The organism is bacterium (genome assembly GCA_028821235.1).
In the GTDB taxonomy this organism is placed as follows: Bacteria; Actinomycetota; Acidimicrobiia; order Spongiisociales; family Spongiisociaceae; genus Spongiisocius.
Genome location: JAPPGV010000051.1, coordinates 1 through 18009, shown reverse-complemented (window position 1 = coordinate 18009; position 18009 = coordinate 1). Strand labels below are relative to the sequence as shown.

Sequence of the window (18009 nt, the reverse complement as noted above, 5' to 3'; positions counted from 1 at the left end):
TCGCCGGCCTCTGGAGGATCGACACCACGGTCGTGATCGTCGCCTACCGCCGCACCTCGATCCTGCTGGCGGACGAGGTGATCTACATCGAAGGGGGCCGGGTCGTGGCTAGAGGTTCCCACTTAGACCTCTACGACCGCCTACCGAGCTATGCGGCCCTCATCAACGCCTACGACGTGGGTACAGCATGATCATCGGCACGGAACGCAAGGAGACGCGGGAGCGCGGCAGCACCGAGGCTTGGACCACCGTCAAGCGAGGCCTGAGCCTGTCGCCGGAGATCCGCACCGGGATGCTGTTCACCTTCGTGCTGGCGGCCGTCGCCACGGCGGGCCGGGTCATCATCCCCGTTGGGATCCAGCAGATCCTCGACGGGGGGCTCGCCGAGGGCGGGGCGGACATGACCTTCGTGGGCCGGATGGCGGTCGTCTCGCTCGTAGCGGTGGCGATCACCGCCGTCGCCACCGGCCTGATGCATCTCCGGCTGGCGGTCACGTCGGAGGTGGCTCTTTCCAACCTGCGCGTCCGCGCCTTCCGGCACATCCACGACCTCTCGATGCTCCACCAGGCGTCCGAGCAGCGGGGGGTGCTGGTGGCCCGTGTGACCTCCGACATCGACCAGATAAGCCGGTTCATGCAGTGGGCCGGCCTGATGATCCTGGTCAACGGAGGCCAGGCGATCCTCGCCATGGTGGTGATGGCGATCTATTCCTGGCAGCTCTTCCTGACCGTGGTGGCCCTGCTCCCGGTGATCCTCTTCTCGATCCGCTGGTTCCAGAAGCGGCTGGCGGCCGCCTACCTGGTGGTGCGCGAGAAGGTGGGTCGGATGCTGGGCGCGCTGGCGGAGGCGGTTGCCGGCGCCTCGGTGATCCGCGCCTACGGCATCGAGGATCGGGTGCGCGCCGACCTGGGCCACGTCATCGAGGAGCACCGGGCGGCGGCGGTCCGGGCCGGTGGGATGACCTCGGGTTTCTCCGGCGTGAGCGAACTGCTCACCTCGGCGGTCACTGCGGCCGTGCTGGTGGTTGGCACCGTGCTGGCGGTCGGGGGAGACACCTCGGTCGGAACGGTGGTGGCCTTCATGTTCCTGGTCCAGCTGATGATCGTGCCCATCCAGTTGTTCGGCGAGGCCATCAACGAGGCCCAAGGGGCGGCGGCCGGATGGAAGCGGGTGCTGGACGTGCTCGACATCCCCCCCGACGTGGCCGATCCGGGCTCTGACGGCATCGACATTCCCTCCAGTTTGCTGGGTATCCGCTTCGTAGGGGTTACCTTCCGCTACCCGAGACCGGGCGAGGCCGCCCGCGATGCCACCGGCACCACCGCTCTGGAGGGTGTGTCGGTGGAGTTGGCCCCGCGCTCGCACGTGGCGGTGGTGGGCGAGACCGGGTCGGGCAAGACCACGTTCGCCAAGCTGGCCACCCGATTGATGGACGCCTCGGAGGGAGTGGTGCTGCTGGGTGGCGTCGATATCACCCGGGTGCGGTTCTCCTCCCTCCGCCACCGGGTCGTCATGGTGCCCCAGGAAGGGATGCTCTTCCGCGGGACCATCCTCGAGAACGTCCAGATGGGCAAGCCCGGCGCGGACCGGGCGGAGGTCCAGCGAGCTTTCGTGGGCCTGGGCCTGACCGGCTGGCTGTCCGAACTCGGTCAGGGGCTCGACACCCAGGTCGGGGAACGAGGGTCGTCCCTATCGGTGGGCGAGCGACAGCTGGTCACCCTGGTCCGGGCCGCCATCGCCGACCCCGACCTGCTGGTGCTGGACGAGGCCACCTCGGCCGTTGACCCGGCTACCGAGGTCAGGTTATCGAGAGCCCTCGACAGCCTTACCGAGGGCCGCACGGTGATCACCATCGCCCACCGGCTCTCGACGGCCGAGACCGCCGACCGGGTGCTGGTCTTCGATCTGGGCCGGATAGTCCAGGACGGCCCGCACCGGCAGCTGGTGGGTGAGCCCGGACCGTACCGGCATCTCCACGAGGCATGGGAGCGAGGCACCATCAAGCACCCCACCCGCTCGGGCTAGACCCACCGGTGGTTTGAAGCGGGTCGTAGCCCAGGACGTCAGGGTCGAGCGGATCGGGCCGCGGCCAGACGATCTTCGGCCAGCCGGTTGGCGGCCCATGTGGTGGGCATGCCTTCGTGTCTCGAGACTTGGATGATCTGCTCCACCACCTCGTAGATTCCCTCCGTCTTCGTTCTGGCCACCTCCGGGTCGTAGGACCTGCCGACCTCCACGGACAGGTTGATGATGCCGCCCGCGTTGATGACGAAATCCGGGGCGTAGAGGATGCCCCGCCGGTGCAGCTCGTCGCCATCGGCGGCGGTAGCCAGTTGGTTGTTGGCGGCGCCGGCCACTATCCGGCAGGTCAGGCGGGGGATGGTGTCGCGGTTGATCACGCCGCCCAGGGCACAGGGAGAGAAGATGTCGCAGTCCACGTCGTAGATCTCCTCCGGTGTCACCACCTCGGCGCCCATGCTCCGGGCCTTCCGCAGGGTGCTGTCGTGAAGGGCGGTCGCCACCACCTCGGCGCCCTCGTCCAGCAAGTGCCGGGCGGCTTGGGTGCCAACCTTTCCGAACCCTTGCATGACCACCCGCCGGCCCCGGAGGCTGTCGCTCCCCCAGACCGCCTTGGCACAGGCCTTCATGCCGACGTAGAGGCCCAACCCGCTCATGATGGAGCTGTCCCCGCTTCCCCCCTGGGACACCGGCAAGCCCACCACGTGATCCGTCTCCTGGTTGACGATCTCCATGTCCCGGCCGGTCCCTCCGACGTCCGCGGTGGTCACGAAACGTCCCTCAAGGGTGTTGAGGCAACGCCCGAAGGCCCGTAGGAGGGCCTCGCTCAAGCCGGCGCGGGAATCGGCGATGATGACCGCCTTGCCGCCGCCGATGTCGAGGCCGGCCACCGCCGACTTGTAGGTCATGGCGCGTGCCAGCAGCAGGACGTCCTCGAGCGCCTCTTCGTCGCTCGCATAGGGCCAGATGCGGGTCCCGCCGCAGGCCGGCCCCAGCGTGGTGTCATGGATCGCCACGATGGCCTCAAGGCCCGCTTCCGCGTCGATGAACACGGTCACCTGCTCGTGGCCGGGGCGATTCAGGTGGTCAACGACCAGCATCACCTACCGCACCAGACCAGATGAACTTCTGCCCGACCGGTGCCGGTGATCGGCCGGTCACACCGGCTTCGCCGGACGGCACGTAAACCGCCCGCACCGTGGCTGATCAAACGCTGGCGGTGGCCAAGGAATCGCTCTTCCTGATGAAAGCTACGCCTAGCAGGATGACCCAGGCGACTTGAACGAACACAGTGAGATTACCCAAGAGGTAGAGGGTAAAGAGGCTGCCTTCTATGAAGGTCGCTATGAACAGGAAGAAAGACCCGACAATCGCTGGGGCCACGCCCAACCAGATCGCGAGGGGTTTGTCCGCACCGATCAGGTCGGCATTCATCAGGGACATAGCAAACAAGGCAACACCCACTAGGGCAAGAACCGTCGCGAAGAGACCGACCGCCCCTCCTATCACCGTGAACGTGATGGCTGAAGCGATGGACTCTCCCGATGCTATGCCTTCAGCCGGTGAATAGCTGAGCGTTACAGATGTCAAGAAGCTCATCGCAAGGGACACGGTACGCACTGCCAATGCGATCGTAAGGAGCAAGAGACCGGCCTTCCTCAGGTACCCCTCACTGCCCGTGTCGCCTATCACTTCCTTGACACCCCAGAGCCCCAGCAGCATCCCAAAGGCGGCTACGAATCCAATGTAAGTCAACAGACTTACCAACGTACTATCCGGCACCATTGCTTGAATGGCGGCCTGCATTGCTGCTTGGACTCCGTCAGGGTTTTCTCCAGGGAAACTACCTGGCCGAATACTGCTAACGATCACATCTACCACAGGGCCTATGACCAATAGCCATCCCGAGGTCTTGCCCAGTCTCGCCAGCGTCACTTTTGCCCCCTTCGTAGCATTGATTCCCGTTGTCGGTGCGTAGGTTCCCGTGCTGAAACCTACGGTAGCCTCAGATCACTTCAGGGCTCTCAGGGCTAGGTCCAGCATAGTTCTCTCCTACATTCCCGCAAGTCATCGTAGCGTCGACGATGTGAAGTCCACTGCACAAGACACTGTGTGGTCGGCGTGAACACCGGTAACGAACTGCGGACCGCCTCTGAAGGCTCAGAATCCTGTAGTTCGCGGTCTCAGGGCTCGGATGAGGAATGAATCCATGTGGTCGCGGCGCACTGGTTGGTCGAGGCAGTACCGGAGAGGGTCTCGCCAGCAACCGGTAGTTACGCCTGCGGCGTAGATTCCTTCTATCTCCCCGGCGTGCACGCTGTCCTCCGGGACGTCGGCGAAGACCCCGACCGGATCTTCCACCTTGTCGATGTGGGGGAAGGCTCGGGTCATGAAGACTGCCATGTCCATCCGGGTGATCGGCTTGCGGAGTCGGAAGGTTCTGTCCTCGAAGGGTCCCCCCAGATCGGGCTCCGGCAGGAGTAGCCGACGACACAACACCAACGATGACACCGACAACTAGTAACCACCAACAACGAACCGAAACCTTGTTGCCGAAACAGTTAGATACACAACCGCCAGCCTTCCAAGGTCAATCGAGCCTATCGCTAGCTCCAGGAACTGCTGCGGCCGAGATGTCACAGCTCCACCCGCCAGGATGTCTGCAATAAACCCTGGCTCAGCACATTCCCGACCGCCGTGCCAGGAAGTGGGAATGTAGGCCCGACGGGAATCGAACCCGCGACCTTCGGAGCATAGACCGCACGAAATACTTCGATAAGTCGCTGCTTCGCGTGCTCGAGATCTAATACGCCTCTGTCGATAAGCGGGCCACTCCCCCATGCGTCTCGGCACCGACCCCCCACATGGGAAGAGCCGACACGGGATCTGTGGGGATCGTTCCGAGGGAGGATCAGAAAGTGAACGTTCCTCACATCACGGTTGTCGCATCGACAGACACCTCGACCCGCGCCACGTTTCGCTCGATCTCGGCTGCAATATGCATCTCGCAGCCGGGTAGACGGGATTGGCAAAGCGCGCCTGAGCGGCCGACAGGCTAGCCGGATGGGCGCCCACCGCGGCGGCGACGGCGCGAGCGGTCATACCCATTGTGGCCAGGCCGTGCAGGATGGGCCTATTGAGTCCCATGCCGGCTGCTACGACCGGGTCGATGTGGACGGGACGCGCCTCGTCCGAGACCACCACGGCATCGAGGACCACGCCGAGTCGACGGCGGCACCGTAACAAGGCACCCTCGACGGCCGCAACCATCGGCAGCGGGCTCAGGGTAAGACGCCGGCAGAGCGCTTCGAGTTCATCGTCGAATCCAAGATCGTCAGCCGGCCAACTCGAGCAGATCCGCTCCTGCGCTAAACCGTTCGGGGTCACCGGTCAGCACCACTCCTGTCGCTCGGGTTGCGTCGGATCCTTGAGTCTCGACCGCGTCCAAGACCGCTTCGATTTGGCGAATCGTCCGGCGCCGGAGGGCGTTGGCACGCTGCGGCCGGTTGACCTCGATCTGCCAGATTGAGCCATCGACACTGCTGACGACATCGCTCACGGGATTCACAAGCGGGGCGATAGTCGGGCGAAGGGACGCAGGTCCAGTTCGGTCTCGAGTTGCTCGACGAGCGACAGCAACTCGGTATCGCCCCCGTACCGTCCCACTAACTGGATCGCAACCGGGAGGCCGTTGGCAAATCCGGCAGGCAGAACCACCGCTGGATGTCCGGAGACGTTGAAGGGCGCCGCGAACGGAAAGGCCCCCCACAACCGGCCCACAGGCTCACCAGCGATGGTCCTGGGCCGGGAGCCCAACTCGAAGGCGGTGGTGGCCGTGGCGGGAGTGGCGATCACGTCGTAGGAGCAGAAGTAGCGGTCCACCCGCTTCCGGTACTGGGCCAGGGCGAAGCGTGCTGCTGCCAGAACACCTGGATCGAGTTGCTCGGCCGCCATCAGAGACCGCTTTTGGTACCACGTCAACTCGTGCGGACCACGAAGCAAGTGACCGCGGCGTTCGCCCTCCTCGGCCAGCACGAGTGGGCCGAATATCTCCTCCCAGCCGCCCAGGTCCAGGTCCACGGAACTCACGTGGTGGCCGCAGGCTGCCAGTCGCCTAACCGCGGCTGCCAACACATCGCCGACGTCGGCGTCGATCGGGCGGCCTTCGGGCTTGGGGCACCAAGCGACACGGCGCGGGCTCAGATCGTCCTGAGTGTCTCGGGTGCCGGTGCAGTTGGCGGACAGCACCGAGTGCAGGCGGCGGGAGTCGGCGGCGGTGCGCGCGAGGGGCCCTACGGAGATGAACGGGCTGAACGCTCGGAATCCCCCGTGGTCGTCGATGGTCCCGTAGGTGGGCTTGAAGCCCACGAGTCCGCAGAACGAGGCCGGGATCCGGATCGAGCCTCCGCCGTCGGACCCGAGGCCCAGGGTGCAGGTACCAGAAGCCACAGCGGCCGCCGCGCCGCCGCTGGACCCGCCGGCGGTGCGAGAAGGGTCATAGGGGTTCGAGGTGTCGGGGCCCAGCAAGTTATCCGTAGTCGCCGACTGGCAGAATTCCGACACGTTGGTCTTGCCGACCACGACCGCTCCCGCGCGGAGCATGCGGCGCACCGCGCCGGAGTCGTGTCGGGCCACGTCGTTGGCGTGGGCCAAGGAGCCGAGCGTGGTGACGTGTCCCTTGATGTGGAAGACGTCCTTGATCGAGACAGGCACACCGGCGAGAGGACCGGCGCTGCCGTTCCGGTAAGCCGCTTCGGCCGCGACGGCCTGGCGGTGGGCCAGCTCGGGGGTGGCGAGAACGAAGGCGTGCAGGGTGGGGTTGACCTGGGCTAGGCGGGCCTGCGCCAACTCGGAGACCTCTACCGGTGACAGCGAGCCGCCGCTGTAGGCCTCGACAAGCCGGTGCACCGGCCACCACAGTGGTCCCTCATCCACGAGCCGACACGCCTCCTGAGACGGTGAACACCTCACCGGTGACGTAGCCCGCCTTATCCGACGCCAGGAACGACACCATGCTCGCGACATCCTCAGGCTGCCCCATACGGCCCAGGAACGCCTTGTCGGACAGGTAGCTGTCGAAGAACTCCTGCGCGGAGTAGGCGGCGCCATGCTCGGCGGACATCTCCCAGGCCGCTATCGAGGAGATGTTGATGATCGAGCCGCCGGCACGGGGGATCATTGCTTCGAGCGCGTAGCGCATGCATACGAATGGGCCGGTCAAGTCGACGTCGAGGCACCGCTGCCAGGTTTCCAGAGACATCTCGGCCACCGGCTCGATCCTCGACCAGCCCGCATTGTTGACCAGCACATCGAGCCCGTTCTTTGCAGCCGCGACTTCTGAGATCACGCTGAGCACCTGATCGTGGTCGGTGACGTCGAGGTGGTAGCTGGTCACCTCACGCCCTACCTCGTCGGCCAGTGCACCGGCAAACTCGCGGCACCGTCGCTGGTGGGCGTCGGTGACGACGACATCAAGTCCGTCGCTGGCGAGCCGTCTCGCTACCGCCGCTCCGATGCCGGCGCCGGCTGCCGCGGTCACCATTGCCACGCGCCGGTTTCCTGCCATCAGCTTCCTCCTCCTGCCTCGACCGCGCCGATCACGGTGTCGGCCAGCTGTGCCAGTCGTTGCTCGCGCCCTCCGGACAGCAGCGCGAAGGTGATCCGGTCGATGTCGAGCCGCCAGAGCTGACGGAGCCGGTCAACGCACATGTCGAGGTCGCCCACCAGCGCCACCGATCTCACGAAGTCGTCGGACACGGTGTGCTTGTGCTCAGCCTGCAGCGAGAGGTGGTCGACGAGGCCGTATTGCTCCGCGGCCCGAGCGAACTCGGGACGGAACCTCTCCCAAGCAGGCGGCATCCGCTTCCATTGGTGGAAGGTGGCCGCCTGGCTGGTGGCCCATGCTCTCACGTCGTCGGTGGCGCTCTCCACATCGTCGCCCACCGACATGGTGACGAACAGGTCGACGGTCAGCTGCCTGCGGTCGCGCCCGGCTGCCTCCAACCCCTGGTGTATGTGGTCGAGTTGCCATGAGCAGAATTCGGGATCTGCGGCTCCCATGAGCACGGCTCCGTCGCAGGTTTCTCCGGCGAGCCGCAACATGGCAGGCTGCGAGACCGCCAAAAATATGGGAACCTGCCGCTTGGCGGCGGCCAGGCGAACCTGGCTGCCATAGAGGTCGCACGGCTCGCCGCTGAAGAGTTGGCGGAACTCATCGATCCCGGACCGCAGCTCTCCGAGCCTGGACGGTGTGCCGCCTGCGCCGAGCACGGCAGACCAACCCGCTCCGAGACCGAGCACGGCGCGGCCGTTGGACAGCTCGTCCAGCGCAGCGGTGGCATTTGCGGTCACCGTCGGGTGACGCGTCACCAGATTGGTGACACCGGCCCCGATGAGCACTTTCTCGGTCGACAGCGCTGCCAGGTTCATGGCGGCATACACGTCTTTCATTCCGAGCTGGAAGTCGATATACCACAGTGCCTCGAAACCCCTGAGGTCGATTCGTCGCGCCAATTCGGCCGTCCGGCTCAGAGGCTCTCGGGGACTGACTCCCAAGGAAATGCCGTAGCGCTTCTTCATGCAGTACACCCTTCGCGCAAGAGCTCCGCGAGCAGCTTGCCGTAGGCGTCGGGTTGGTCGACGGAGAGCAGATAGCCGGCCCCGGCCACCTCGTGGTACCGGTAGTCGTCGACATTGTCCACGATGATGTCGACGGCCTGGCGCGGGCAGAATACATCGCCGCCCGCCCCGATGACGTCCACGGGAATCTCGATCTGCCTCAGCTGGGGGTTCAACGGCTCGGAGCGGGTTCCTATCATCGCCCGGGCAGCGTTGATGTAGCCGCGGCCGTCCCCGACGGCGTCTAGGCGCTTCGAGGTGAGTGCGTCGATGTCAGTTGCGGTGACAACCTGGTGGGCCGTGTTATCGCGGAGTCCGGCGGCGAAGCCGTCCCAGTCTCGGGTCTCGATCTGGACGATGCGACGAGCGAAGAACTCGGCCGCTGCCGAACCGACCACCGATGACGTGGCGGCCGCTATCAGGTGGCCGATCAGGGTTCTTGGTGTGGACGCAGCCTTGAGCCCGATGGTGCCGCCCAGTGAGTAGCCGATGACAGCGACAGGGCCGGTCACGACGCGCAGGAAGGCAGAGTGGTCATCGCTCAGTATGGTAAGAAACTGATGTCGCTTTTTTGTTAGGTGGAGGGACGAGAGGTAACATCGTTAGTCGCGGGCTTGCAGGCTCGAGACGACCCGCACAGGGACCGCAACACGGGGCCCAGTCATGTGCCTCACGACCTACAGACGCCCGCAAACGATGGGAGCGCCCATGGCCACCAAGCCGACCACCCCAAAAGGCCAACGGACGCGACAGGGGATCCTCGACGCAGCGTCGAAGGTCTTCACCAAGGACGGCTACGTCGATGCCCGCATGAGCGATGTCGCAATACAGGCAGGACTCTCCCTCGGAGGCCTGTACAGGTATTTCGATAACAAGGAGGACCTCTTCCGTAGTGTCATCCGGAACCTCCACGAGGAACTCTTCCGGAGGAGCCGGTCGTCGACACCCATCGCCGAGGACCCTGAGGCCGCCCTGTTCGAAGCCAACTTCGGATACCTCCAGCACTACCGCGACAACAGCGGCGTGCTGCGGGCATTCATCGAGGCGACAACGGTCGAGGAGCGATTTACCACAATCTGGTGGACCATGCGCGAGCGCCACGTCGCCCGGTTCGTCCATGCAGTCGAGAACGACGAACGCGTCCAACTCGACGGACTTGATCCAGCCACGGTGGCCCGAGCGATGGCTTCCCTGGTCGAGCAAACCGCCTACACGACATTCGCCCACGCCGCCCTCAACACGGCGCCCGTGGACGTGGAGACGGTAGCCCGTATCGTCACCAGAGCCTGGTACCGCACCTTCTACGGGAGTCCCTCCACAGACTGACAACACCCAACCCGCCGCGCGGTCGAGGATGATCCCTACCGGCGCGGTGCCCGACGGGCGCCTCATGTCTCCGAGCCCAGATAAGCGGCAGCTAGCCTCTCGTCGGTCAGGAGGGCCCGGTTCGAGGCCTCCAGGACCACCTCCCCGGACTCGAGCACGTAGGCCCGTTCACAAATCTCGAGCGCCTCATGGGCGCGTTGCTCCACGACGATCGTTGCGGTCGTCTCGCTCTCGAGCAGCCGCGCGATGCCCTCGAAGACGCTGTCCGCGGCGCGAGGAGCCAGCCCCATCGAAGGTTCGTCGAGCATGAGCAGCCGTGGGCAGGCCATCACGCCGCGAGCAACCGCCAGCATCTGCTGCTGGCCTCCCGACAACGCGCCTCCGTCCCGGTTGAGCATGTCGGCCAGCGCAGGGAAGATCTCGAGCACCAGATCGAGGCGTTCGCCGTGCCGGTGCTGGGCGCCGCTGCGGTGGCTGCCGAGCCGAAGATTGTCGGTCACCGTCATCGATGCAAAGATCATCCGCCCCTGAGGCACGTGTACGATTCCGGCCTCGACGCGTTTGTGCGGCGGCTGAGAGTGAAGATCCTGGCCTTCGAAGCGGATCGTGCCCGCGTCTACCTCCACGGTGCCGCTGATCGTCTTCAGCAGGGTGGTCTTGCCCGCGCCATTGGGTCCCAGGATGGCCACACGCTCCCCCGCTCCAACCTGGAAGTCGATGGAGCGCAAGGCCGGGACTCCGTCGTAGCTGGCACGGAGGTCACTGATCTCTAACATGTTCCATCCATCTCGATCCGAGGTAGGACTTGATCACGCGCGGGTCCGACACGACATCTGCCGGTGGGCCTCGGACGATGACGCGGCCCTCATCGAGCGCGACCACCGACTCTACGTACTGAATCAGCGACCGGACCGAGTGCTCGATCACCACGATCGCCGTCTGCGGCGTGACCAGCTCGTCGACAGTCCTGAAAAAGCGGGCTCGTTCGGCTTCGTTCAGGCCGGCGAGTGGCTCGTCGAGCAGCAGCAACTCCGGCTCGCTCACCATGGCCCGCGCCAGCTCGAGGCTCTTGATCTCGGCCGCGGTGAGAGCGCTCAACTCGCCGAGCGCGCTATCGGCGAGGCCGACCCGATCGAGCATCGCCATCGACGCGGCTACCGGATGCGGTATCGAGGCACCGATCGCAGCCACAACGACATTGTCGAGCGGAGACATGAGATGGAAACCCTGGGGAACTTGGAATGTTCGTGACATGCCGAGTTCGTAGCGCCGCGGCGCGCGCATCCGATCCACCTTCATCCCCTTGAACAGGATTCGTCCGGCATCGGCGCGTAGGTGGGCGGTAATGATGTTGAAAAGTGTCGTCTTGCCCGCACCGTTGGGACCGATGATGCCGACACGCCGGCCAGCATCGATCCTTAAGGCCACGTCGGACAGTACGCGATTGGCGCCGAAGCTTTTGGCTATGCCCTCCACCTCGAGCACAGGCGCATCGCTCGGCCTCGGCAGCCTCGGCCGGAGGGGTCTTCGCGACATGCTCAAGAACGGCGACGGCCGTTGTGGAGGTACCGCGAGACGCCCAAGAAGGGGCCGACCTTCCGGCTGAGGTGATCGACCGGGGCGGGTCGCGACCCAGCGGCAGCCTCTCTCGATCGCCGGGAGGATTCCGCGCGGTATCAGCAGTGCGACGAGTACCAGCGCCGCCGCGTAGACGAGCTCCTGCGCGCCGGGCACGGACTCGCCGATCGAATCGTCCAGGAACATCGCTAGCGGGATGAGGAAGGCCGCGCCGACGACCGGCCCCCACGTTTGTCCCACCCCGCCCACGAACGCCACCGACAGCATGACGATCACCACGGTAATGCCAAAGACCTCCTCGGCGACGGTCACCCGCAGGACGGCCTTCACCCAGAGCACGGCCATGGCCGCCGACAGCGCCGCCGAGATCATGAATGCCGCCGTCTTCCATGCGACAGTACGAATGCCCACCGCCCGGGCTAGGACTTCGTTGTCTCGAACGGCACGAAGGGCGTATCCGAACGAAGTCACATCGATCAACTCGCTGATCATCAATGCAATGACAAGCATCGCTAGGCCGACCCAAACGTAGGTGTGGGGATCGGAGAATTCCATGAACCTCCACTCGTTCTCGGGGTGGAACGGAACCGTGAGTTCGGGATCCCCGTAGTGGGACACCAACAGTTCCATGATGAGCGGGAAGGAGATGGTGGCAAGGGTGAAGTAGAACCCCCTGAGCCGGAAGGTGGGCAGGCCGATGGCAAGCGCCACCACCGCGGCGACTCCCATGCCGACGGCCATGCCGATCCATGGCGAGGTGCCGCCGCCTCGCAGCAGGATCGTGAATCCGTACGCGCCGATGCCGACGAACGCGCTGTGGCCGAGCGAGATCTGCCCGGCCTTGGCCACCAGATTCCAGGCCACGCCGGCGAGCGCCCAGACGACCGTCAAGGTGAGCACCCTCACGTAGAACCGCTGCTCGAGCCAGCCGTTGAGGGCAGCGACTACGACTACCAATACTATGAATGGAACCAGGCGCCGCATCAGATGGCCCGTTGGGCCTTACCGAACAGGCCGTTGGGCCGCACGTAGAGGATGAGCAGAAACAGAGCGAACACCCAGACGTTCTTCACCGCAGCCGAAGTCCACACCTGCGACACGGACTGGATGACCCCGATGAGCACGCCCCCCACAAAGGCACCCCTGACACTGCCGAGGCCGCCAAGCACCACCGCTGCGAACATGACGACCACGAACCGGAGCCCCACGAACGGCGTGATGCTCTGGAACGTCACGAGGGCCGAACCGCCCACCGCGGTGAGCGCCACGCCAACTCCGAACGCGATACGGTTCGTGCGATCGATGTCGACGCCCATGTATGTCGCTGCCTCCCAGTTCTCCGACGCCGCCCGAATGGCCCGCCCGGTGGCGGACCGGTTGAGGAACAGGAAGACGAGCGCTGCGACCAGAACCGAGAGGAGGAAGGCGTAGAGACGTACTCGGCTGATGAATATGTCGCCGATAAAGTCGCCCGCATTGGCGTAGGACGGCGCGACCACCCGCGGCTCCGACGAGTACCTGATCAGGATGAGATTCTGGAAGATCAGGCCCAGTCCGATGGTGAGTATCACTTGAGCATCGTGATTCTCACGCCGGCCGATCACAAAGCGGATGAAGAGCCAGTGGACCGCCATCCCCAACAGCAGGAACACCAAGAAGACGGCGGGCACCGCCAGGAACGGGTCCAAGCCGACACCGCCCGCGAACAGCGCCCATGAGAGGTACATGGCGAGCATCATGAAGTCGGCCTGCGCGAAGTTCACCACGCGCATCACGCCGAAGATCAGCCCGAGGCCTGACGCCAGCAGGGCGTAGACGCCGCCGATCAGGATCCCGGGAACAAGGAACTGCAGAAACTCGACCATCGCCTCAGCAGGCACCCTGCGCAGGTCGCTCTCGGTGCCTACGCCTCAAGCTCTCACCGCCCCCGCACGGTTTGCCGTCGCTAACTGCTGAGGCTACTTCTCGCGGCCAGAGCCCGCGTCCGGTCCCGGTGAGGACAGGTCCTCCGTCGCTACCAAACCGGTTGGCAAACCGCGAACTCGACCGGATAGACGGTGCACGGGATCAGCCTCCCGTCAACCTCCTGCCATTGTGCCAGTACACCGAAGTGCTGGTCGATGCGGCCGGTTTCGCTGAAGCTGATCTCCGACGTCGGCATGAGGTCGACGGCGACGCCTTCGGTCAGCCTGATGGAGCTGAACGCCTCGGTAACCGCGGCCGGGGATGGATCGCCGGCCTGTTCGAGCACAGCCGCGATGAGCTGTATCACGAAGTAGCCGCCGATGTGGTCCTGGCGGGCGTAGGGCTGGTCGATCGCGGCGGCCAGCTCGGGGAACGCGTCACTGCCGGCGAGGGGATTGGCATACACGAACGTCGACAGCCCGGCCACCTCCGGACCGAGGTCTGCCCATGCGGGCAGTAGCCCCTGTCCGCCGTTCTGGACGACCGGTGCGGTGACGCCGCGGGCGATCAACTCGTTCTGGAGTCCGCTCACATCGCTGAATGCGAATGCGATGTTGAAGATGACGTCGACGTCGGCGTTGGCGATCTTGGTTGCCACGCCCGAGGGGTCGTCGAGGCCACCCGGCGCCCAGGTGTCGGTAACTGCGACCTCGATCCCTCGCTCGCTGAACTCGGCCAACAGGGCTTCCTGCAGCGGCACGGCTGCAGCCGATGTGGAACCCACCACCGCCACGGTCTCCATCGTGATCCCCGCCTGGTCCAGGCCGGGCTGGATGGCCTCGAGTATCAGGCCCTTGATGGCCGACGCCGGAGGCGAGTAGCCGAACACATGGCTGAAGCCCTCACGGTCAGTTACGGAGTCGGCGAAGCTCTCAGTGACGAACGGGATCCCCGCTCGCTCGCTCACCTCGGTCGCGGCCAGGCTGAACGACGACAGCCAGGAACCGGCGATGGCCGACACGCCGGGCTCGTCGTCCAGGAGTCGCTCAACAGCGGTGGCCGCCTCCTCGGCGGAGCCGCCCGCGTCGTAAACCGCCAGCCGCAACGAGGCCCCGCACAGCGACTCGATTCCGCCCGCCGCGTTGATGTCATCCACCGCCTTGGTCGCCCCGGCGATCTCGGCGTCGCCGACGAAACTGAACGTTCCTGACATGGGCCACACGGTGCCGATGACCACCTCATCGACGCAATTGCGATCGTCCACGGGAGCCTCCACGGCCTCCGTCACGGCCGCGGTCGTAGCCGCGGTCGTAGCAGCGGTCGTAGCCGCGGTCGTGGGCGCGGTCTCTGGAGCAGAGTCACCTGACGAGCCATCGCCGCATGCGGCCGCTACGAGGCTCAGAATCGTGACTAGCGCGGGCAACAAGCGCAATCCGCGAACCATCGCTCCCTTATCGGGTCGGATCATGTACATGGTCACTCCTTGGACTGCCAAGACCCGGCGGAGACCTAAGGCACCGACCGGAATCCGACGATAGGCGGCCCCATCCGACCTGTCAAAAGAGCGATATCGCTTTTGTGAATCTCACCGTAGGGCGCGGCCTCGATCCACGGACCGATCTTGTCACGGTTGGCTGGGATCCACTCGGCGGCCGCGGCTGCGATCTCGGCGTCGGAGTTGGCGCCGGCGTCGATGGCGACCGCTTGAACGGCCACTGCAAGCGGATCCAATTCGAAGTTCTCGAGCAATGATGCGGCAGCCGGAAGCGCCTCTCCGCCGGGATCGCCGCCAAAAGATCTTGGTGACATTGCCGAGTTCGACTTTGATCACAACCTCTTCCTGTTCAGAGGCCTGATCCGAAGCCCCTGCGGTGGCCGGCAGGCTCGACGGGATCTATCTCGACAATCGCAAATCCTCGAGACTGACATCGGCTTTTTTTGCTCGACGTGGACCGGACTACTGACATCAACCGCCAGTGAATGCAGTGACTGCCTCGGTGGTGCTCGTCTGACCGGCATTGAGCACCTCCCGCCCGAATGGCTCTGGTATTCGAGCCATTCCCTTAGTGAGGCGCGTCGAGAGCGGCCTACGGTGTGTTCTCAGATGCTGCGCGACTTGTGGGGCTGGGTTGCTGTTGCTGGTGCGGGGAGTCATGATGCTCCTATTGCGTACAATCCGGTTGTCGGGTGATAACCGGCATTCCCCGAGACTGCTGGTTCTCTGGGAGTTGCTCAAGACCCGGAATTGCTCCCCCGGATGGAAACATCGTGGGCCCGGCGGGAATCGAACCCGCGACCTTCGGATTAAAAGACCGCGTAAAATTCCAGGTAAATCGTAGTTTCTGGTCTGGTCATCCCACAATCTGGCCCACAGTACGCTTCGCGTAGCCGGAGCCTGTTCGACGTGAGATCATCACAGGGCGATACGGGAAACGCAGGGCGGATGCGCGGTGGGCCATGATCGTCAATATGGTTGTCCGGGTGGGCCGCGTAAGACCTCCAGAGTTTACCAGCCGCTACGACCTCACTGCTGATGGCGATCAGCAGTCACATACAGTCGGCGGTTGGGCTTCGTAACGCACCGTGTGTAGCCGGCAGGTTACGGGGGCTTGATCAAGGCGTCCCGCCCCAGCAGTTGCTGTCCGTGCTATTACAGTCCGCCTGGATGGGGTTTATGTGGTAGCACATTTGGATCTTGGCAACCCTGCGCCGTATGCCTCTGCGGCTGGCAATCTCCTCTCGCGTTACAGCGAGTTCGCGACGGAGGCCGATGTGACGTCGGCTGTCCGGGACTTTCTTGTTATTGGCGGCCTGGCCACCTCGGATGAGATCAAGGAGGAGCATCCCCCTCGGCCGGGGTCTGCCCTCCGGGTGGATCTGGCGGTTCCTGACAAGGCCATACTCGTTGAGGTGAAACAGCGGGTCGGTACCCATGCTGACGGTTCGGTACCGGACCCGAGCAACCTCGATCAGATCGACAGATACGTGGGAGAGTCGGGCAATCTGTCGGCTGTCGGTTTGTTGACTGATGGCAAGCACTGGTTCCTGCGCACCGTCGCCGATGTCGAGGGGAGGCTACGGGGCGAGCCGTACCAGTTCACACTCCGAAAAGCCGCCGACTGGTACGGGCTGTTCGCCTGGCTGCAGGGTCATGTTTTCATGAAACCGCGCATCCGGTCCTGTAGCCCGGAGCATCTTCGCCTTGAGTTCGGTCCGGACTCGCCATCGAGAGACCGCCATATTGCTGCTATCAGAAGACTGTACGAGGCTGCGCAGGATAACCCGAGCGTCCGTGTCAAGCGGGAACTGTGGGAGATGCTGTTGGGGGTAGCCCTCGGTGAGGTTGCTGGCGTTGACCTCGACGACCTGTACGTGCGTCACACCTATCTGGTTTCGGTGGTCGGCATGATCACCCAGGCGGTGTTCGGGTTGGACGTCGCCGAGCGAGCCCACCACGACCCGTTCGATCTGGTGCTGGGTACTACATTCCGTGAGAGGACGGGTCTAGCAAATGTGGTGGAGTCGGACTTCTTCTCTTGGGTCGTCGAGTTCGACAACGCTGAGGACACGCTACGCAGCATCGCCCAGCATGTCGCCAGCTTCGACTGGCACATACCATCGGAGGAGGAAGACACGTCAGCAACGCTGGTGTCGGTCTTGTATCAGACGGTCATCCCAGCTGAGGAACGCAAACAGCTAGGCGAGTATTACACGCCGGACTGGCTGGCGGCCGAGATCGTCCGAACTGCAGTCACCGACCCGCTTGAGTCATCGGTGTTGGACCCGGCGTGTGGGTCGGGAGCGTTCTTGGTCGAAGCTATCCGACATTTGATCGCCTCAGCGGCGGCGGCCGGATGCGACCCTTCCCGGACGCTGACCAAGCTACAGCGACAGGTGATCGGCATCGATGTGCACCCCGTAGCTGTACACCTCGCCCGTGCGGCCTGGGTGATAGCAGCACGGGAGATCATCATCGGGGCGCAGACTACCGACGCTGGCAACGTCGACGTGTCGATACCTGTGTATCTGGGAGATTCGCTTCAGCTCCTCTATGACCGGGACTCTCTACTCGACCAGACAGAGATCACTGTCTCGGTGACCGGCGACCCCCGCAACCGTGAGTTGCGGTTCCCTCGAAGCCTCTTAGCAAAGCCCGAGAAGTTCGATCCGGTCATGACCAAGATCGCCGAAGTGATCCACGCAGGTGACAACCCACTCCCCGTCCTCCACGACCACGACCTGACCGAAGGCGAGAGGGATGCCATGGCTGACACGGTCAGAGTCCTTGTGGCCCTTCACAGCGAGGGCCGAAACCATGTGTGGGCCTACTACACCCGCAACCTGCTCCGACCGATCGCCATATCCGAAACCAAGGTGGACGTGATCGTCGGGAACCCGCCGTGGCTGACCTACAACAAGACGGTCCACATGATGCGCCAGAAGCTACGCAGCCTCAGCGAAGCACACCAAATCTGGGTTGGTGGCAAGCAAGCCACCAACCAGGACATTGAACTGCCCCGGGTTTACCGGAGAGCGTTTTACTTGAGTATATCGAGGCCGGC

19 protein-coding genes are annotated in these 18009 nt (G+C 64.4%); 5 read left to right on the top strand and 14 right to left on the bottom strand.

Features of this window, described 5'->3' with window-relative positions; translation table 11 throughout:
- Together OXK16_05480 and OXK16_05475 are read left to right on the top strand one after the other, a co-directional pair.
- A partial coding sequence (locus tag OXK16_05480) for a hypothetical protein (protein ID MDE0375398.1) occupies window positions 1–191 on the top strand: 191 nt, incomplete at its 5' end.
- Window positions 188–2026 (top strand): ABC transporter ATP-binding protein, encoded by a 1839-nt coding sequence (locus OXK16_05475; GenBank protein MDE0375397.1) that lies wholly within the window; start codon window positions 188–190, stop codon window positions 2024–2026. The genes OXK16_05480 and OXK16_05475, both read left to right, overlap by 4 nt.
- A 38-nt stretch (window positions 2027–2064) precedes the next feature.
- Here OXK16_05475 and OXK16_05470 read toward each other — a convergent pair whose 3' ends face one another.
- From OXK16_05470 to OXK16_05455, 4 genes are all read right to left on the bottom strand, one after another.
- Window positions 2065–3120 carry a leucine dehydrogenase gene (locus OXK16_05470; GenBank protein ID MDE0375396.1) on the bottom strand — a complete coding sequence of 352 codons (1056 nt, stop codon included), beginning with the start codon at window positions 3118–3120 and terminating at the stop codon, window positions 2065–2067.
- Between the two features lie 106 nt (window positions 3121–3226).
- Window positions 3227–3955, bottom strand: a complete 729-nt coding sequence (locus OXK16_05465; GenBank protein MDE0375395.1) for a hypothetical protein — start codon at window positions 3953–3955, stop codon at window positions 3227–3229.
- 225 nt (window positions 3956–4180) lie between these two features.
- Complete coding sequence (locus tag OXK16_05460) at window positions 4181–4522, bottom strand: hypothetical protein (protein MDE0375394.1); 342 nt, start codon at window positions 4520–4522, stop codon at window positions 4181–4183.
- A gap of 432 nt (window positions 4523–4954) precedes the next feature.
- Entirely contained in the window at window positions 4955–5167 is a 213-nt protein-coding gene (locus tag OXK16_05455; GenBank protein MDE0375393.1) for a MaoC/PaaZ C-terminal domain-containing protein, read from the bottom strand.
- On the opposite strand from OXK16_05455, the gene OXK16_05450 reads away from it, so the two are divergent.
- Window positions 5084–5263 (top strand): hypothetical protein, encoded by a 180-nt coding sequence (locus tag OXK16_05450; protein ID MDE0375392.1) that lies wholly within the window; start codon window positions 5084–5086, stop codon window positions 5261–5263. The genes OXK16_05455 and OXK16_05450 overlap by 84 nt on opposite strands.
- Before the next feature lie 91 nt (window positions 5264–5354).
- Here the strand turns inward: OXK16_05450 and OXK16_05445 are convergent, their stop codons facing one another.
- From OXK16_05445 to OXK16_05425, 5 genes are read right to left on the bottom strand one after another with little or no spacing between them, the layout of a single operon-like run.
- Window positions 5355–5579, bottom strand: coding sequence for an enoyl-CoA hydratase-related protein (locus tag OXK16_05445; GenBank protein MDE0375391.1), 225 nt, complete (start codon window positions 5577–5579; stop codon window positions 5355–5357).
- A gap of 5 nt (window positions 5580–5584) precedes the next feature.
- Window positions 5585–6955, bottom strand: coding sequence for an amidase (locus tag OXK16_05440; protein ID MDE0375390.1), 1371 nt, complete (start codon window positions 6953–6955; stop codon window positions 5585–5587).
- Window positions 6948–7586: an SDR family oxidoreductase gene (locus tag OXK16_05435; protein ID MDE0375389.1), complete on the bottom strand. Its 639-nt coding sequence runs from the start codon at window positions 7584–7586 to the stop codon at window positions 6948–6950. Before OXK16_05435 ends, OXK16_05440 begins: the two co-directional genes overlap by 8 nt.
- Window positions 7586–8599: an LLM class flavin-dependent oxidoreductase gene (locus OXK16_05430; protein ID MDE0375388.1), complete on the bottom strand. Its 1014-nt coding sequence runs from the start codon at window positions 8597–8599 to the stop codon at window positions 7586–7588. Before OXK16_05430 ends, OXK16_05435 begins: the two co-directional genes overlap by 1 nt.
- Window positions 8596–9183, bottom strand: a complete 588-nt coding sequence (locus OXK16_05425) for an alpha/beta hydrolase (protein MDE0375387.1) — start codon at window positions 9181–9183, stop codon at window positions 8596–8598. The genes OXK16_05430 and OXK16_05425 overlap by 4 nt, the downstream gene beginning before the upstream one ends.
- Before the next feature lie 163 nt (window positions 9184–9346).
- On the opposite strand from OXK16_05425, the gene OXK16_05420 reads away from it, so the two are divergent.
- Window positions 9347–9964, top strand: coding sequence for a TetR/AcrR family transcriptional regulator (locus OXK16_05420; protein MDE0375386.1), 618 nt, complete (start codon window positions 9347–9349; stop codon window positions 9962–9964).
- A 62-nt stretch (window positions 9965–10026) separates the two neighbouring features.
- On the opposite strand, the gene OXK16_05415 is transcribed toward OXK16_05420, so the two are convergent.
- From OXK16_05415 to OXK16_05395, 5 genes are all read right to left on the bottom strand, one after another.
- On the bottom strand, window positions 10027–10740 hold the full coding sequence (locus OXK16_05415; GenBank protein MDE0375385.1) for an ABC transporter ATP-binding protein: 714 nt from the start codon (window positions 10738–10740) through the stop codon (window positions 10027–10029).
- Window positions 10724–12499 carry an ATP-binding cassette domain-containing protein gene (locus tag OXK16_05410; protein MDE0375384.1) on the bottom strand — a complete coding sequence of 592 codons (1776 nt, stop codon included), beginning with the start codon at window positions 12497–12499 and terminating at the stop codon, window positions 10724–10726. The genes OXK16_05415 and OXK16_05410 overlap by 17 nt, the downstream gene beginning before the upstream one ends.
- 26 nt (window positions 12500–12525) lie before the next feature.
- Entirely contained in the window at window positions 12526–13407 is an 882-nt protein-coding gene (locus tag OXK16_05405) for a branched-chain amino acid ABC transporter permease (GenBank protein ID MDE0375383.1), read from the bottom strand.
- Between the two features lie 149 nt (window positions 13408–13556).
- A complete protein-coding gene (locus OXK16_05400) occupies window positions 13557–14870 on the bottom strand; it encodes an ABC transporter substrate-binding protein (protein ID MDE0375382.1) in 1314 nt (437 codons plus the stop codon).
- Window positions 14871–14956: 86 nt separating this feature from the next.
- Window positions 14957–15256: a hypothetical protein gene (locus OXK16_05395; protein MDE0375381.1), complete on the bottom strand. Its 300-nt coding sequence runs from the start codon at window positions 15254–15256 to the stop codon at window positions 14957–14959.
- Between the two features lie 879 nt (window positions 15257–16135).
- Between OXK16_05395 and OXK16_05390 the strand changes: the two genes are divergently transcribed.
- The coding region (locus tag OXK16_05390) for an N-6 DNA methylase (protein MDE0375380.1) at window positions 16136–18009 on the top strand (1874 nt) is incomplete at its 3' end.

Coding starts and splice junctions, on each gene's coding strand:
- OXK16_05475 (MDE0375397.1), top strand. CDS start 188: ATGATCATCGGCACGGAACGCAAGGAGACGCGGGAGCGCGGCAGCACC.
- OXK16_05470 (MDE0375396.1), bottom strand. CDS start 3,120: ATGCTGGTCGTTGACCACCTGAATCGCCCCGGCCACGAGCAGGTGACC.
- OXK16_05450 (MDE0375392.1), top strand. CDS start 5,084: ATGGGCGCCCACCGCGGCGGCGACGGCGCGAGCGGTCATACCCATTGT.
- OXK16_05455 (MDE0375393.1), bottom strand. CDS start 5,167: ATGGGACTCAATAGGCCCATCCTGCACGGCCTGGCCACAATGGGTATG.
- OXK16_05435 (MDE0375389.1), bottom strand. CDS start 7,586: ATGGCAGGAAACCGGCGCGTGGCAATGGTGACCGCGGCAGCCGGCGCC.
- OXK16_05430 (MDE0375388.1), bottom strand. CDS start 8,599: ATGAAGAAGCGCTACGGCATTTCCTTGGGAGTCAGTCCCCGAGAGCCT.
- OXK16_05420 (MDE0375386.1), top strand. CDS start 9,347: ATGGCCACCAAGCCGACCACCCCAAAAGGCCAACGGACGCGACAGGGG.
- OXK16_05415 (MDE0375385.1), bottom strand. CDS start 10,740: ATGTTAGAGATCAGTGACCTCCGTGCCAGCTACGACGGAGTCCCGGCC.
- OXK16_05405 (MDE0375383.1), bottom strand. CDS start 13,407: ATGGTCGAGTTTCTGCAGTTCCTTGTTCCCGGGATCCTGATCGGCGGC.
- OXK16_05395 (MDE0375381.1), bottom strand. CDS start 15,256: ATGTCACCAAGATCTTTTGGCGGCGATCCCGGCGGAGAGGCGCTTCCG.